12 protein-coding genes and 2 pseudogenes are annotated in these 14,617 nt (G+C 59.3%); 6 read left to right on the top strand and 8 right to left on the bottom strand.

Annotated features, from left to right (window positions below; all coding sequences use genetic code 11):
* Positions 1–8: 8 nt before the first annotated feature.
* Both rplI and ACZ1HM_RS09690 read left to right on the top strand, forming a co-directional pair.
* The gene (gene rplI / locus ACZ1HM_RS09695; RefSeq protein WP_472742601.1) at positions 9–641 is read left to right on the top strand and encodes a 50S ribosomal protein L9; all 633 of its coding nucleotides are present in this window, start codon (positions 9–11) and stop codon (positions 639–641) included.
* A 342-nt stretch (positions 642–983) separates the two neighbouring features.
* Positions 984–2,940: pseudogene (locus ACZ1HM_RS09690) on the top strand (bifunctional 2',3'-cyclic-nucleotide 2'-phosphodiesterase/3'-nucleotidase).
* 181 nt (positions 2,941–3,121) lie between these two features.
* Here the strand turns inward: ACZ1HM_RS09690 and tig are convergent.
* Together tig and ACZ1HM_RS09680 are read right to left on the bottom strand one after the other, a co-directional pair.
* The gene (gene tig, locus ACZ1HM_RS09685) at positions 3,122–4,459 is read right to left on the bottom strand and encodes a trigger factor (protein WP_472742600.1); all 1,338 of its coding nucleotides are present in this window, start codon (positions 4,457–4,459) and stop codon (positions 3,122–3,124) included.
* 142 nt (positions 4,460–4,601) lie between these two features.
* Positions 4,602–4,886, bottom strand: coding sequence for a DUF2312 domain-containing protein (locus ACZ1HM_RS09680; RefSeq protein WP_472742599.1), 285 nt, complete (start codon positions 4,884–4,886; stop codon positions 4,602–4,604).
* A 109-nt stretch (positions 4,887–4,995) separates the two neighbouring features.
* Here ACZ1HM_RS09680 and ACZ1HM_RS09675 point away from each other — a divergent pair, with 109 nt between their 5' ends.
* Entirely contained in the window at positions 4,996–5,235 is a 240-nt protein-coding gene (locus ACZ1HM_RS09675) for a hypothetical protein (protein ID WP_472742598.1), read from the top strand.
* Positions 5,236–5,289: 54 nt separating this feature from the next.
* On the top strand, positions 5,290–5,712 hold the full coding sequence (locus ACZ1HM_RS09670; protein WP_472742597.1) for a protein tyrosine phosphatase family protein: 423 nt from the start codon (positions 5,290–5,292) through the stop codon (positions 5,710–5,712).
* A 43-nt stretch (positions 5,713–5,755) separates the two neighbouring features.
* On the opposite strand, the gene ACZ1HM_RS09665 is transcribed toward ACZ1HM_RS09670, so the two are convergent.
* From ACZ1HM_RS09665 to ACZ1HM_RS09640, 6 genes and pseudogenes are all read right to left on the bottom strand, one after another.
* Entirely contained in the window at positions 5,756–6,676 is a 921-nt protein-coding gene (locus tag ACZ1HM_RS09665; protein ID WP_472742596.1) for a hypothetical protein, read from the bottom strand.
* Positions 6,677–6,717: 41 nt separating this feature from the next.
* Positions 6,718–7,005 carry a hypothetical protein gene (locus ACZ1HM_RS09660; protein ID WP_472742595.1) on the bottom strand — a complete coding sequence of 96 codons (288 nt, stop codon included), beginning with the start codon at positions 7,003–7,005 and terminating at the stop codon, positions 6,718–6,720.
* Positions 7,006–7,105: 100 nt separating this feature from the next.
* Positions 7,106–9,824 (bottom strand): annotated as a pseudogene (locus ACZ1HM_RS09655) (ATP-binding protein).
* A 28-nt stretch (positions 9,825–9,852) separates the two neighbouring features.
* On the bottom strand, positions 9,853–10,119 hold the full coding sequence (locus ACZ1HM_RS09650; RefSeq protein WP_472742594.1) for a hypothetical protein: 267 nt from the start codon (positions 10,117–10,119) through the stop codon (positions 9,853–9,855).
* A 16-nt stretch (positions 10,120–10,135) separates the two neighbouring features.
* Positions 10,136–10,501 (bottom strand): response regulator transcription factor, encoded by a 366-nt coding sequence (locus ACZ1HM_RS09645; protein WP_472742593.1) that lies wholly within the window; start codon positions 10,499–10,501, stop codon positions 10,136–10,138.
* A 127-nt stretch (positions 10,502–10,628) separates the two neighbouring features.
* A complete protein-coding gene (locus ACZ1HM_RS09640; RefSeq protein ID WP_472742592.1) occupies positions 10,629–11,924 on the bottom strand; it encodes a short-chain fatty acyl-CoA regulator family protein in 1,296 nt (431 codons plus the stop codon).
* Between the two features lie 227 nt (positions 11,925–12,151).
* On the opposite strand from ACZ1HM_RS09640, the gene ACZ1HM_RS09635 reads away from it, so the two are divergent.
* The gene (locus ACZ1HM_RS09635) at positions 12,152–13,486 is read left to right on the top strand and encodes a substrate-binding protein (RefSeq protein ID WP_472742591.1); all 1,335 of its coding nucleotides are present in this window, start codon (positions 12,152–12,154) and stop codon (positions 13,484–13,486) included.
* A gap of 99 nt (positions 13,487–13,585) precedes the next feature.
* A complete protein-coding gene (locus tag ACZ1HM_RS09630) occupies positions 13,586–14,617 on the top strand; it encodes a branched-chain amino acid ABC transporter permease (protein WP_472742590.1) in 1,032 nt (343 codons plus the stop codon).

Genomic DNA, 14,617 nt, shown 5'->3' with positions numbered 1-14,617 from the left:
AGAAGATCATGCAAGTTATCCTTCTCGAACGCGTCGCAAAGCTTGGCCAGATGGGCGAAGTGGTTGACGTCAAACCCGGCTACGCCCGCAACTTCCTGCTGCCACAAGGCAAGGCGCTGTCTGCGTCCAAAGCCAATGTGGACGCCTTTGAAGCCCGCAAAGCGCAGCTCGAAGCACAGAACCTTGAGACCAAGAAAGAAGCCGCCTCTCTGGCTGAAAAGCTCGACGGTCAGCAGTTCATCGTGATTCGCTCTGCTTCGGATGCTGGCGCGCTTTACGGCTCTGTCACCACCCGCGACGCGGCGGATGCCGCAACGGCTGGCGGTTTCACCGTCGACCGCAAGCAGGTTGTGCTGTCTGCCCCAATCAAAGAGCTGGGCCTGCATGACGTCACCGTCGTGCTGCACCCCGAAGTGGATGCCACCATTCAGCTGAACGTCGCCCGTTCTGAAGAAGAAGCGGAGCTGCAGGCGTCTGGTAAATCCATTCAGGAACTGGCCGCTGAAGAAGAAGCCGCAGCTGACTTCGAAATCGCTGAGCTTTTTGACGACATCGGTGCTGCTGCATCTGATGACGATGAGCTGGCAGAGGCTGTTGAAGCCCCAGCCGAAGGCGAAGACGAAAGCACAGCTGGCGCATAAAACCGCCCGTTCAAACCATAAAAGAACGCCGCGCTTACTCAGTGCGGCGTTTTTTTGTGCCCTGCCCTTGCTGTGCCGGGCCGGGCAAACGCTGCAAAAACCAGCAGCATGCGGGCCCATTTATCACAAGCAATTTCAATGGGTTAGATATAAAATCCTGCGGTAATGCACCTGTCCTCCACTGCAAGCCCAAGCTCAAAGCCCGCGCCCAGAGCGACCTGCGCAGTTTTGCTTGCAATATTGCCACCCAAAGCGTCCACTTGCGCTACGCCACGTCTTTATTGTCACATGCCTGTCACCCAGCTTTCCTATGGGTGCCAAGAGCAATTAAGGAGCTTTGCCATGTCCTCATCCCTGAACCGTCGTCATTTTCTTGCAGGCACTGCGGGCCTTTTGGCGCTGCACCCGTTTTCCGTTAACGCCGCGGCCAATCAGGCCCACCTGCGCCTGATGGAGACCACGGATTTGCATGTACATGTCTTTCCTTATGACTATTACGCCGACCGCCCCCGGGACACCGTTGGTCTGGCCCGCACCGCCGCTCTGGTCGAAGAGATCCGGGCGGAGGCCACCAACACGCTCTTGCTGGACAATGGCGACTTTTTGCAGGGCAATCCGATGGGCGATTACATCGCCTATGAACGCGGCATGAAGGAAGGCGACATGCACCCCGTCATCCAGGCGATGAACACGCTGGGGTTTGATGCCTCTACCGTGGGCAATCATGAGTTCAACTACGGCCTTGATTTCTTGATGAAATCCCTGGCTGGTGCGGCCTTCCCTGTGGTCAGCGCCAATGTGGTCAAGGAAATGGGCGCAGAGCCCACCAAGGACGTCACGCTGTTGCCGCCTTACGTGCTGCTGGACCGCATGGTCACCGATGGCGCGGGTGAGACGCATCCCATCAAGATCGGTCTGATTGGCTTTGTCCCGCCGCAGATCATGAACTGGGACCGCCGCCATCTGGAAGGCAACGTTCAGGCGCGCGACATTCTGGAAGCGGCGCGCGCCTATGTGCCGCAAATGCGCGAAGCGGGCGCGGATATCATCGTGGCCCTGTCGCATTCAGGCATCGGGTCAGCCAAGGAAGAAGACATGATGGAGAACGCCTCGGTTCCCTTGGCGGCCATCGACGGGATTGATGCGATCATGACCGGGCATTCGCACCTGGTCTTCCCCTCAGGCACTTACCAAGACTATGCCGCCGTAGATGCCACCGCCGGGACAATCCACGGCACGCCCGCCACCATGGGCGGGTTCTGGGGCAGCCATCTGGGTGTAATTGACCTGATGCTCGAACGGGATGGCAACGGCTGGCGCATCGCCTCGCACAGCTCAGAGGCGCGCGCGATCTCCAAACGCAATGAGGACCGCAGCATCACAGCGCTGGTGGAAAGCGTGCCTGCGGTGCTGGCCTCAGTCCAGAAGGATCATGATGAAACCCTGGCCTACGTGCGCCGTGCGGTGGGCAAGACGGATGCCAACCTGCACAGCTATTTCGCGCTGGTGGCAGATGATCCGTCCGTGCAAGTCGTCTCCAACGCGCAGCTTTGGTATATTGAGCAGATGATGAAGGGCACCGAACACGAAGGTCTGCCCATCCTCTCTGCCGCCGCCCCTTTCAAGGCCGGAGGCCGGGGGGACCGGAATATTTCACCGATGTGCCCAAGGGTGATGTTGCGATCAAGAACGTCTCGGATCTGTATCTCTATCCCAACACCGTGCGCGCGGTGCGGGTGACGGGCCAGCAGGTCAAAGACTGGCTTGAACGCTCAGCTGGGATGTTTAACCAAGTGACGCCGGGCGTGGCGGATCAGCCGCTGTTGAACCCGTCCTTTCCCAGCTACAACTTTGATGTGATCGACGGGGTGACCTATCAGATTGATCTCAGCCAGCCGTCCAAGTTCGACCCCAAGGGGGGCTGTTGGATGACAGCGCCAGCCGGATCGTGAATTTGATGTATGACGGCGCACCACTCGATCTGGACGCAGAGTTCATCATTGCCACCAACAACTACCGCGCCTCAGGCGGTGGGCAGTTCCCCGGGGCATTGGGCGATACGATCATCTTTGAAGGTCCAGACACCAACCGCGATGTGATCGTGCGCTATATCGTTGAAAAAGGCACGATCAGCCCGCGCGCTGACGCAAATTGGAGCTTTGCTCCCGTGCAAGGGGCCAGCGTGCTTTTTGAAACCGGCCCCAAAGCGGTGGAATATGTCGATGAAGTCAAAGGCGTCACGGTGGAGCCAGCAGGCGCAGGTGCGGACGGCTTTGCACAGTTTCGCATTGCACTTTGATCTGGGTGGGGGCGGATCCTTTAAAGGATCCGTTCCGTACTCTTTAAAGAGTTTGGGCACCTGACGGGTCACGGGGGCGGGCTTTTTGAAAAGCCCGTCGCGATTTCTTGAAAGAAATCGTGCCTCACAAACAAAAAAGCCGCGCAATCCTGCGCGGCTTTTTCCCATTCTATCGCCGGGTTTACGCGGCTTCTTCTTCCAGCGCTTCAACGGCCTTTTGCAGATCGTCCTTGGAGACCTCTTTTTCCTTCACGCTCGCACCTTCTGCGATGTGATCGACCACTTTGTCTTCAAAAAGCGGCGCGCGCAGCTGCTGCTGCATTTGCTGGTTTTGCTGAACAAATTCAAAGAACTGACGCTCTTGGCCGGGATACTGACGCGCCTGCGCCATGATCGCCTGGCTCATTTCCGCATCTGTCACCTCAACCTCGGCCTTCTGACCGATTTCTGCCAGCAACAGCCCCAGGCGCACACGGCGTGTGGCAAGCTTTTTGTGCTCATCAGTGGTTTCGATTTCAGGATGATCGTGGCCCTCAACCTCAGGGTTTTCCTCGTGCCACAGCTGATGGGCGATCTGGCCTGCTTCGGCTTCTACCAAAGACGGAGGAAGCTCAAAATCAACCAGACCGTCCAGCGCGTCGAGCAGGCCGCGCTTCATGACAGCGCGGGCCGCACCGGCATATTCCGCCTCAAGCCGTTCGGAGATCTGGCCCTTGAGTGCGGCGAGGTCTTCGGCGCCGAACTTGGTGGCCAGCTCATCGTTGATCTCGGCGGCGACGGGCTCTTTGACTTCTTTCACGGTGCAGGTGAATTCAGCGGCTTTGCCGGCCAGATGTGCGGCCTGGTATTCTTCGGGGAAGGACACTTCGACCACTTTTTCTTCACCGGCTTTCACGCCGACCAGTTGTTCTTCGAAGCCGGGGATGAAGTTGCCAGAGCCCAGCACCAGTGGGAAATCTTCGGCAGCACCGCCCTCAAACGCTTCGCCGTCGACCTTGCCCAGGAAGTCCATGACAACCTGGTCGCCGTCTTTGGCTTTGGAGCCTTTCTTGCGTGCTTTGAAGTCCTGGGCATTTTCAGCCAGGTTTTCCAGCGCTTCCTGGATCGCGGCGTCGTCTGCTTTGACAACCAGCTTTTCCAGTTTGATCTTGGAGGTATCCAGCTCAGGAATTTCAGGCAGCGCTTCGTAAGTCATTGTAACTTCGACGTCATCGCCTTCTTTCCAGTCCTCATTGGTCATTTTGACCTCAGGCTGCATCGCAGGGCGATCGCCGGACTTTTCAAAGTGCTCAGACATCGCGCCATCGATGCTTTCCTGCATGGCTTCGCCCAGAACACGCTGGCCGAATTGCTTTTTCAGCAGGGCCATCGGCACCTTACCTTTGCGGAAGCCCTTCATCTCAACATCTGGCTGGGCTTCGGCCAGTTTTTCGTTGACCTTCGCGTCCAGCTCAGCGGCTGTGACCGTGATGGCATAGCCGCGTTTCAGACCTTCGTTCAGCGTCTCATTGACCTGCATGTGTGCTCCATAGAGATTGGCCGCGCGGGGCTGCGCGGGGAAAAATTTGCATCCTTCTAGTGAGGTGCGCGGGCGGGTGCAAGGGGGGCTTTGGACCCATGATTAAAAGTCACAAACTGTGCACAGCGCGTGCACAGACCCGTCACATCCCAAGGGCTTCTTTATACATCTCCAACACCGCCTCTTCTTCGGCAATGTCGTCGGCGTCACGCTTGCGCAGCGCGATCACTTTGCGCAGCACTTTGGTGTCATAACCGCGCGCCTTTGCCTCGGCCAGAACTTCCTTTTGCTGCTCAGCGAGGTCTTTCTTTTCCGCATCCAACCGCTCAATGCGTTCAACGAACTGACGCAACTCATTGGCGGTGACACGGTAGCTGGCGTCGCCGTCGGTTTCGATCACATCGGGGTTCGTGGCCGTATCGCTCATTGGAGATCCTTCAACTGGGAAATTGCGCTGGCACGTGAGTAGCGGGGCTGGCGGGGCGCTGCAAGATGCCCCTCTTGTTCAAAGCCGATCTTTGGCGTAGCTGCGGGGCATGGAAGACCAAGTATCCCCTGTCGCGAATGCCATCATCTGGGCCGGTGCCGCCATTTCCCTGATCGGGTTGGTGGGCATTGTCTGGTGCATTCTGAAAGTCAGCCGTGCCAAACGCGCATCTTTGAGCGATGAGGAAATGCGCGCCACCCTGCAAGGGGTTTTGCCCTTGAACCTGGGCGCGCTGTTTTTGTCTGTCATCGGGTTGATGATGGTCGTGGTGGGCATTTTTATCGCCTGATACCCTTACTGGTGGTGTCTGGACACCCGCGGCAGGCTTTCGTAGATCATGCCTATGGACATTCGACAGCTTACCCCCCGCTATTTTGTCAGCCCGCAAATCAGCCCGGAGGACATGCAAGCGCTCAAAGACGCTGGCATCACGTTGATCTTGTGCAACAGGCCCGACCTGGAGGTGCCCCCCAGCCATTGCGCCGAAGCGATCCGAACGGCGGCTGAGGCGGCGGGTCTGAAATTCGCGCTGGTGCCCTTGACCCATCAAAGCATGGTGCCCCCTGTGATTGCGGAAAACCGCGATCTTGGGGCCAATACGGATGAGGTCGTGCTGGCCTATTGCGCCTCTGGCACGCGGTCCACCATTGCCTGGGCTTTGGGCCAAGCAGGTGAGATGGCCCCCGATGAGATTGTCGCCGCCGCTCGGGACGGTGGATATGATCTGAGCAACATCCGCCACGTTCTGGGCCAATCGTTCTGCTGATCTATTCCAGCGGGTGTGGTTGAAGGGGCGGCAAGCGCTGCCTTTAGCCTGTTTGGCTGGTTGGCGGATCAAAGTCCGGCAGATCTGGGAGATCCGGCAGGTCCGGTAAATCGGGCAGATCGGGTAGGTCTGGCAAATCTGGCAGCTCTGGCAAATCTGGTGGCTCCGGTTCTGGCTTTGACGCGTCAGCTGCCTTTGCGCTATCCGACAAATCCGGCAGGTCCGGCAAATCGGGTAAATCCGGCAGCGCCGCCTCTGGTGCAGCGCCCCCGGCGGGGGCAAGGGTGGCAGGTGCGGCAAGCATCGGGTTTGCGAATTCTGCACTATCGTCAAAATGCGCCAGCGCCGCCCCGCCCAACGGGCTGGTTTCGCCCTGAGGGCTCGCGCTGAGGCGCAGTTGCACCATGCACCGCCCGTCTTTTTGCCCCAGAACCCCGTGACAGACCGGGGTCGCCTTGGCCGATTGCACCTCAACCTGGGAAAAGTCAGGGCATCCAATGTCGATCACCTCCCCCACTTGCAAGCTGCTGACGCGGCCCAGTGACAGCATCAGGGGACTAAGGCAGACGCGAAGCTCAGCGGGGAGTGTGCCCACCATCGGATCAAGAGATCCGCCCAGGTCGATGGGCGCGCCGTCATGCTCAGCCTGATCGGGGGGCGCGATCATCGCCTGTTCATCGTCTGGCAGATACATCAGCAGCACACCCTGGCGCACGCCCCCCGCGATATCGAGGGTCAGCGACATCTGCGTATAGCTGCGGGCCGTCAGCGCAAGCGCCAGGACGCGGGTATCGGCCATCCAGGCCCCAAAGGTCACACCAGCCAGGCGCGCCTGATCGGCCACATCGTCGGGCATCTGCGCGGCCTTGGCCATCACCGCATCCAGAAACGGCGCACAAAGGGCGGCGTCGGTTGGGGTGAAGGCGCGGGTGTCAGCGTCAGTTGCGGGGCGCACGTTTGCCATTGTCTGCTGCTGAATGAGCGCGCCCACAAGCGCGGGATCCATCAGCGCGGCGGCGCGGCGCCCCCCGGCCCTTCCAGCAGCATCAACAGATGGTCGGAGGGAAGGGCATCCCGCAGGCTTGCCCCTTCTTGTTGCTGAGTGCGGATGGACAGAGCCGCCAGAGGCAGGCCCAGCATGCTGTCCGCCTCTTTGGCGAGGGTCAGGCGCAGGGCCTTGGCCAAGGTGGTTGTGCGCGCCTTTTGCTCATCCTGACCCGCGCGCGTCATACGGCGCAGAAAGCCTGAATCAGAAGTGGTTGCAGGCTCAACGGAGCTGTTGGGCACTGTCATATTGCGCTGTGATCCCATGCAAGGTTACCGCCAAGCGGCATTGCCTTAAGGTTTAGCGCAGGGACGTTACCAGGATGTTTATGTGGTGAGGGTCCTTACCTTAAGCGTTTGTGGCCATCGCCGCTGTGGGCGTTATGAGCGCGCCAGGTGGCAGGGTGATCTGAAACGCAGCCCCGCCGCGATTGGGCAGATAGCTGATGCTGCCGCCCAGCCGGGTCATGATCTCTTGGCAGATGGCCAGTCCAAGACCGGCCCCATCGCCCTGCACGCCGCTGACGCGGTAGAACTTTTCAAAGATCACGGCCTGATCATCGGGTGCTATGCCGTGGCCGTTGTCCTCAAACAAAACGGTAAGGCCCTGATCATCCAGGGTTTGGGAAATGGTCAGGCGCGGCTTGTCCGCCTGGCAGTATTTCTGCGCATTCGAAATGAGGTTGATAAAGACCTGCGCCAGCCTGTCCAGATCGGTGTTCAGCACAACGGCCTGCGCCGGGCGGTTGATGTGCACGTCTAGGGGTGCGTCAGCCCCCGTCAGGGCCGTGGTCACCGCGCGCGACAACACATCATCCAGCGCCTCTTGGCCCAGATGCAAAGACACCTGCCCGTTTTCCAGAACCGACAGGTCCAGCAGATCATCCAGCAGCCGGGTCAAGCGGATGGTCTCAGAGTGGATGATGCTGGCGTAGCGCGTCTTGTCCTCAGCGCTGAGGCTGCCTGCATCACGCAGGATTTCCGAAAACGAGCGGATGGAGGTCATGGGCGTGCGCAGCTCATGGCTGATCTGGCTGAGGAAGGCATCCTTTTGCAGCGACAGCTGGGTCAGTTTTTCGTTGGCTTTGCGCAGCTCGGCGGCGGTCTCAGAAAGTTCACGGGATTTCAGCTCAAGCTGGTTGGAATATTCCAGCATCTGTTGGGATTCGTCGGCCACCGCCAGCAGGTCTTGCACTGAAACGGAGGTGCCGCCCACGATTTGGGACACCATCGCATGGGCCGTTGCCGCGCCAACGGAGGCCGCCAGTTCGCGTTCAAGCGATTGGACAAAGGCGGGCGTGGGTTCGGGAAGGCCGCCGATGAGGCCCTGGGCCTTGGCCTCTGCGCGGAAAAAGGCCTGCGCCTCTTGGGCACCCAGAATACGCTGGGTCATGATCATCAGGTCTTCGCTGCCCGCAACAGAGGCGGTCCAGCCCTGCGCCGGGCCGTCATGTTCCAGCACGTTGACAAACTGCGCGCCCTGCAGCCGCTCAATGGGGTGCGGGAAGGTGAAGATGGAGACCAGAATGAAGGCGATTGTATTAAGAGACAGGCTCCAGACCACCGCGTGCACGGTGGGATCAATCCCCGAAATGCCAAAAAGCGCATCAGGGCGGAGCCAGCTGAGCCCCAGCAGGCCCTGCTCAAAGATGTCGCGCGACAGCGCACCGTCGATGCCAAAGCTGGGCAAGAGCATGGTGAACATCCAGACCGCAAAGCCCATGCCCAAACCGCTGAGCGCGCCAAAGCGCGTGGCCCCGCGCCAGAAGATGCCGCCCAGCAGGGCCGGTAGGAACTGCGCCACGCCGCCAAAGCTGATCGTGCCGATGGCTGCCAGCGCCCCGCTGCCGCCGGAGGCGCGATAGTAAAAGAAGCCCAGCCCCATGATGAACAGAATGGAGACCCGGCGCGCCAGGATCACCACGTTGCGCACGTCCCCCGATTGGGTCGCGCCATCGCGTCTGAGGGCCAGCCACACCGGCATCACGATATGGTTGGACATCATTGTGCTGAGCGCCAGGGTGGCCACGATCACCATGGAGGTCGCCGAAGAAAACCCGCCCAGAAACGACAGCATGGCCAGCGCGTTCTGGTTCTGGCTCAGCGGCAGGCTCAGCACGAAGAGATCGGGGTTTGACCCCGGCGGCATCAGATCAAGGCCCACCACCGCGATGGGCACCACAAAAAGGCTGATCAGCATCAGATAGGCAGGAAAGGCCCAGGACGCGAATTGGAGGTATTTGTCATCGTCGTTTTCCACCACCATGACCTGAAACATGCGCGGCAGGCACAAAAACGCCGCGGCCGACAGCATCGTCAGCGCGGCCCAGCGGCTGCTTTTGACCTCCCATGTGCCGATATCTGAGGCGTCAATGCGCTCCAGTGTTTCGCCGATGCCACCGGCAAGGCCCCAGACCACAAAGATGCCCACCGCAATAAGCGCGATCAGCTTGACCACCGCCTCAACCGCCACAGCGATCACAACACCATGGTGACGTTCGTTCACGTTCAGATTACGGGTGCCGAAAAGCACCGTAAAAAGCGCCAGACCGGTGGCCACCCAAAAGGCCGCCTGGGCGGGGTTGAAGGCGGTGCCTTGATCATTTGGGCTGACGTCTGCTGTGGCAAAGATCGAGATGGATTCAACAACAGATTGCAGCTGAAGCGCGATATAGGGGGTCACGCCAATCACCGCCATCAGGGTGACGGCAATCGCCAGCACATTGGATTTGCCATAGCGCGATGAGATCAGATCCGCGATGGAGGTAACACGTTGGCTGCGGCCAATGCTGACCAATCGGCGCAGTGCCCACCACCAGCCGATCATGACAAGCGAGGGGCCAAGATAGATGGTGAGGTATTCCAGCCCCGACCGCGCGGCATAGCCAACGGCGCCGTAAAACGTCCAGGCGGTGCAATAGATGGACAAAGACAGCGTATAAACCAAAGGCGAGCGCAAAGAGCGCGCCGCGTCCATTCAGAGCCGCCCGTTCGGCCATGAACGCCACCGCAAAAAGGATGGCGACATAGGCCAGGCACACCGCAATCAGCTGGTTGAGGGCAACCATCAGTCGTGCATGTCCGTCGGGGCCGAGGTCATATCAGCCACGGATGAGGCCGTGCGCCGCCACAGCAGCCAGCCAAAGAGCACCATCGCAATCCAGACCCCAAAAGATAACGCAAGGCCACGCTGGTTGAGATGACGTCTGATCCTTCCTCGGCTGTGGGCACCGGTACGGGGACGGGCCAGATCAGCGGCAACATCCACAACAGCAGGCCCAGCAGGGGCAGCAGGCGGATGGCATCTATCATCCGCCGTTTGCGGTAGCTGCGCCGTTCAAGAAAGATCGGACTTTTGGCCATCAGGCTCCCTGCCCCTTTAGCTTGTCAGCTCACGCACCGCTTCCAGCATTTCAGCGTTTGAGAAGGGTTTGGTCATGAAACGGCTCACCCCTGCCTTTTCTGCCATATCACGGTCGCGGCTTTGTCCGCGCGCGGTCAGCATCAGGATCGGCAAGGACGCCAGATTGGGATCGGCGCGCAAATCATGCAGGATTTCAAAGCCGCTTTTGCCCGGCAGCATCACGTCAAGCATGACAAGATCCGGCACAGCGTTGCGGATCACCTCAACAGCGCTTGCACCGTTGGCGAGTGTTTCCACACGCCAGCCTTCATTCGATAACAAAAATCGGATGGCCTCTGCGATGTTCAGCTCATCCTCCACAAGCACTACACGCTTTGTCATGCGCCGCTTGTCCTCCCCCTGTGTGCGCGTCGCCCGGATTGAAATCGGGTCTTTGCGCGGCCTTCGCAAAGTGCACCGGAAAGGCCGCGCTGTCAAAGAGTTGATGGCAAATCTGAATGGCTTCTTTTTACATGCCAGCCGTCATGATGGAGGGTTCGCGCCGCGCGCGGCAGTCAGATTGCGGGCAGATACGGCAGGTTGACCCGACCTGATGCCCGGACGCCAACCCCGCTTCTGCAGGGATCAGCAGCATCACCGCAAGGACCAGCGGTGCCGCGTTATATTGGCTGACGGTGGTTGTTTCGCTGGTGGCAAAGCTTTCGAACTGCACCTGCGCCTGGCCCAATTGCGTGACCCGCTGGCTGAGCACCAGACCCGGCTGGCTGAGGGCGGCAAAAAGCGGCCAGAGCGGGCAACAAGAGCCATGGCGGGGCACCATGAACCCCTCAACCGATTTTCGGAAAATGACGGTCCCGGAGCGGTCGCAGACCACCAGACCTGCGGCCAATTCGGGCAAAGCCGCCAACCGGCGCAAGACGCAGGCCACAGAGGCCCCAAGAGCGCGGGAGAGCGCCAGCGGATCAAGGCCCACGCTTTCCACTGCGGTGCGCAGATCGGCCAGATTGACCTCTTTGGCATCCTGGACAACCTGGCGCAGCACGGTTTTGGCAATGTATTGGGCAGCCATCGTCTCAAGCTCGGGCGCGTTCTGGATCAGGTCCTGAATGATGCCCTCATCGCCTGCGCCCTCTTCCAGCGTGGCAAAGTGGAAGGCGTTGTTGGACAGAAAGCTTTCCACCTCATCTTGCGGGGATATGGCCGCATCTGCCGCGTCTTCACTGCTTTCCAGATAGCCCACAAGGGCCTGCGCGCTGTCGGACAGACGGCGGCTGTCTTCGTTGATGTTGGCGTGAAAGCGGTCGCGCCATTCGGGCTGCAGCGTTTCGGTTTCCGCCAGGATCGCCGCTGTTGAGCGGATCGCGGCGGCGGTGGTCAACAGCTCATGCATGGAGGCGGCCAGATGCGGGTCGTGGGCCAGCCTGTCGGTCAGCGCCTCCACCGTGCGCTCCAATGTGGCGACGCGGCGATAGGTGCCTGCCAGCACATCGGCCCAGCCGGGGAACCGCCCGGCGAATTCATCGCCGCGTTCAGCCTCTGCGCCGGTCAGGCCGCCGTCTTCTGCCGCTTCGCGCAAGGTGGCGATCAGCGCCGCCTCTGCCCCATCTGTGAGCAGCTGCGGTTCCACCTTCAAGGCCTGCGAGATATCGAGCAAAAGCTTGCCGCCGATTCTGCGCCGGTTGTGTTCGATCAGATTGAGGTAGCTGGCGGAAATCCCGATCTGTCGCGCCAGATCTGCCTGCTTTTGTCCTGCCATCACCCGCCGTTCACGGATGCGGCTACCGGTAAGTGCGTCGCGTGCCATCGTATGCCGTTCCTGCATTCCTGCGCGTTTTCAACGCGTTTCTGCGCTGCAACATCATGTTCTTTACAACATTAAGAAAATACTTGCGAAGATATTTACAGAATAAGTGTGAAGTTCAAGGGGCTTATTGAACGGTTTTCTCTGCATGCGCGATAATGCCTTTGCACAATTGTGTGGTTCTGCCCCGGAGGAGTTGGGGCAGCTCTTTTACCAATCGGGAGGAATACATGTCTTCAAAATTGACACGCCGTGGTGTGATCCAAACGGGCGCTGTTGCTGGCGCGGGCCTTGCCCTGCCACAGTATCTGCGCGCCGACGGTCACGCAGGCTTTACCAACGCGCCAACGGGCAGCACGGTAACGCTGGGCTTTAACGTACCACAATCCGGTCCATACGCGGATGAAGGTGCAGACGAACTGCGCGCTTATGAGCTGGCGGTTGAGCACCTGAACGGGGGCGGCGACGGCGGCCTGATGAACACGTTCAGCTCCAAAGCGTTGCAGGGTAACGGTATCCTCGGCAAGAAAGTGGAATACGTCACCGGCGACACACAGACCAAGTCTGACGCTGCGCGCGCATCTGCCCGGTCGATGATCGAAAAAGACGGCGCAATCATGATCACCGGTGGTTCATCCTCTGGTGTGGCTGTGGCCGTACAGGCGCTGTGCCAAGAGGCCGGCGTTATCTTCATGGCGGGTCTGACCCACTCCAACGACACGACCGGTAAGGACAAGAAGGCCAACGGCTTCCGCCACTTCTTTAACTCTTACATGTCCGGTGCGGCGCTTGCGCCGATCTTGGCGGCCAACTACGGCACAGACCGTAAAGCCTATCACCTGACAGCGGACTACAACTGGGGTTACACCACAGAAGAAGCTGTGCGGACCTCAACAGAAGCCATGGGTTGGGAAACCGTGAACGCGGTGAAGACCCCGCTGACACAGACAGACTTCTCTGCCTACATCGCGCCTGTTCTGCAGTCCGGTGCTGACGTTCTGGTTCTTAACCACTACGGCGGCAACATGGTGAACTCACTCACCAACGCGGTTCAGTTCGGTCTGCGTGACAAGCTGGTCAACGACAAGAACTTCGAAATCGTGGTGCCACTCTACTCTCGCCTGATGGCGAAGGGTGCGGGTGCCAACGTGAAGGGCATCTTTGGCTCCACCAACTGGCACTGGTCCCTGCAGGATGAGGGTTCCAAAGCCTTCGTTAAGTCCTTCGGCACCAAGTATGGCTTCCCGCCCTCTCAGGCGGCGCACACATGCTATGTTCAGGCGCTGCTCTACGCGGACGCGGTTGAGCGTGCGGGCTCGTTCAACCCATGTGCGGTTGGCGAAGCACTGAAAGACTTCGAATTCGACGGTATGGGCAACGGTAAGACGCTCTATCGTGGCGAAGACCACCAGTGCTTTAAGGACGTTCTGGTTGTGAAGGGTAAAGAGAACCCAACATCCGAGTTCGACCTGCTGGAGATCGTTGAGGTCACACCAGTTGAGCAAGTCACATACGACGCCTCCATCTTTGGTGGCGAGCTGGGTTCATGTAACCCCGGCGCATAAGCGCTTTTCTGACAGACTTTGATGAAAACAGATCAGGGCGGGATTTCCCCGCCCTGACATAGAGACCTTTTTGGGCAACGCGCTTGGAGGTGGGACACCATGGACGCAATTATCCTTCAAATTTTAAACGGATTGGACAAAGGCTCAGCCTATGCGTTGATCGCATTGGGCCTGACGCTGATCTTTGGCACGTTGGGGGTTGTGAACTTTGCCCACGGCGCATTGTTCATGATCGGCGCGTTCTGCGCGGTCACATTCAGCAACCTGCTGACATGGAGCCATACGGTCATCGACGAGACCCAAAAGGACTTTTTGGGCAACCCTCTGAAAGTTGAGGTGCCCTATATCTATGACCTCTTTGGACAGGCGACGGGTGACGCCATTATTGACTGGGCGGTGCCGCTGTCGATCCTGTTCACGGTGCCCGTGATGATCGGCATCGGCTTTGCGATGGAACGCGGGCTGATCAAACACTTCTACAAGCGCCCGCATGCGGACCAGATCCTTGTGACCTTTGGCCTTGCGATCGTGCTGCAGGAGATCATCAAGTATTTCTACGGTGCCAACCCGATCCCAACGCCTGCGCCCGCAGCCTTTGCAGGATCGTTTGATTTTGGCGCGATGCTGGGGTTTGACCCCAACACCATCATCTACCCCTACTGGCGTCTGGTCTATTTCGCCTTTGCGGCTGTGATCATCGGTGCCGTCTTTACCTTTTTGCAGTTCACCACCTTCGGGATGGTTGTACGTGCCGGCATGGCGGACCGGGAGACCGTGGGCCTTTTGGGCATCAACATCGACAAGCGCTTTACGATCATGTTCGGCATTGCCGCCGCAGTCGCGGGGTTGGCAGGCGTGATGTATGCGCCGATTAACTCCCCCAATTACCACATGGGCATGGACTTTCTGGTGCTGAGCTTTGTTGTGGTTGTGGTTGGCGGCATGGGATCGCTGCCAGGCGCGGTTTTGGCAGGGTTCCTGTTGGGCGTGCTGGAAAGCTTTGCCTCCATGGCGGGCGTTCTGGAGGTGCTGCCCGGGATCAACCAGATCATCATCTACCTTGTCGCAATTATCATTCTTTTGACCCGCCCACGGGGCCTGATGGGCCGCAAAGGCGTGATGGAGGAGTAA

Source organism: Sulfitobacter sp. GN1-4, from assembly GCF_055693825.1.
This window is presented reverse-complemented; position numbering and strand designations above follow the sequence as displayed.

Bases quoted from the DNA above. Each gene is read 5' to 3' on its own strand.
- rplI (WP_472742601.1), top strand. From the start codon at position 9: ATGCAAGTTATCCTTCTCGAACGCGTCGCAAAGCTTGGCCAGATGGGC.
- ACZ1HM_RS09665 (WP_472742596.1), bottom strand. From the start codon at position 6,676: ATGGCAAACGTGCGCCCCGCAACTGACGCTGACACCCGCGCCTTCACC.
- ACZ1HM_RS09630 (WP_472742590.1), top strand. From the start codon at position 13,586: ATGGACGCAATTATCCTTCAAATTTTAAACGGATTGGACAAAGGCTCA.
- ACZ1HM_RS09675 (WP_472742598.1), top strand. From the start codon at position 4,996: ATGGAAGACCAAGTATCCCCTGTCGCGAATGCCATCATCTGGGCCGGT.
- ACZ1HM_RS09645 (WP_472742593.1), bottom strand. From the start codon at position 10,501: ATGACAAAGCGTGTAGTGCTTGTGGAGGATGAGCTGAACATCGCAGAG.
- ACZ1HM_RS09640 (WP_472742592.1), bottom strand. From the start codon at position 11,924: ATGGCACGCGACGCACTTACCGGTAGCCGCATCCGTGAACGGCGGGTG.
- ACZ1HM_RS09680 (WP_472742599.1), bottom strand. From the start codon at position 4,886: ATGAGCGATACGGCCACGAACCCCGATGTGATCGAAACCGACGGCGAC.
- ACZ1HM_RS09670 (WP_472742597.1), top strand. From the start codon at position 5,290: ATGGACATTCGACAGCTTACCCCCCGCTATTTTGTCAGCCCGCAAATC.
- ACZ1HM_RS09650 (WP_472742594.1), bottom strand. From the start codon at position 10,119: ATGGCCAAAAGTCCGATCTTTCTTGAACGGCGCAGCTACCGCAAACGG.
- ACZ1HM_RS09635 (WP_472742591.1), top strand. From the start codon at position 12,152: ATGTCTTCAAAATTGACACGCCGTGGTGTGATCCAAACGGGCGCTGTT.
- tig (WP_472742600.1), bottom strand. From the start codon at position 4,459: ATGCAGGTCAATGAGACGCTGAACGAAGGTCTGAAACGCGGCTATGCC.
- ACZ1HM_RS09660 (WP_472742595.1), bottom strand. From the start codon at position 7,005: ATGACAGTGCCCAACAGCTCCGTTGAGCCTGCAACCACTTCTGATTCA.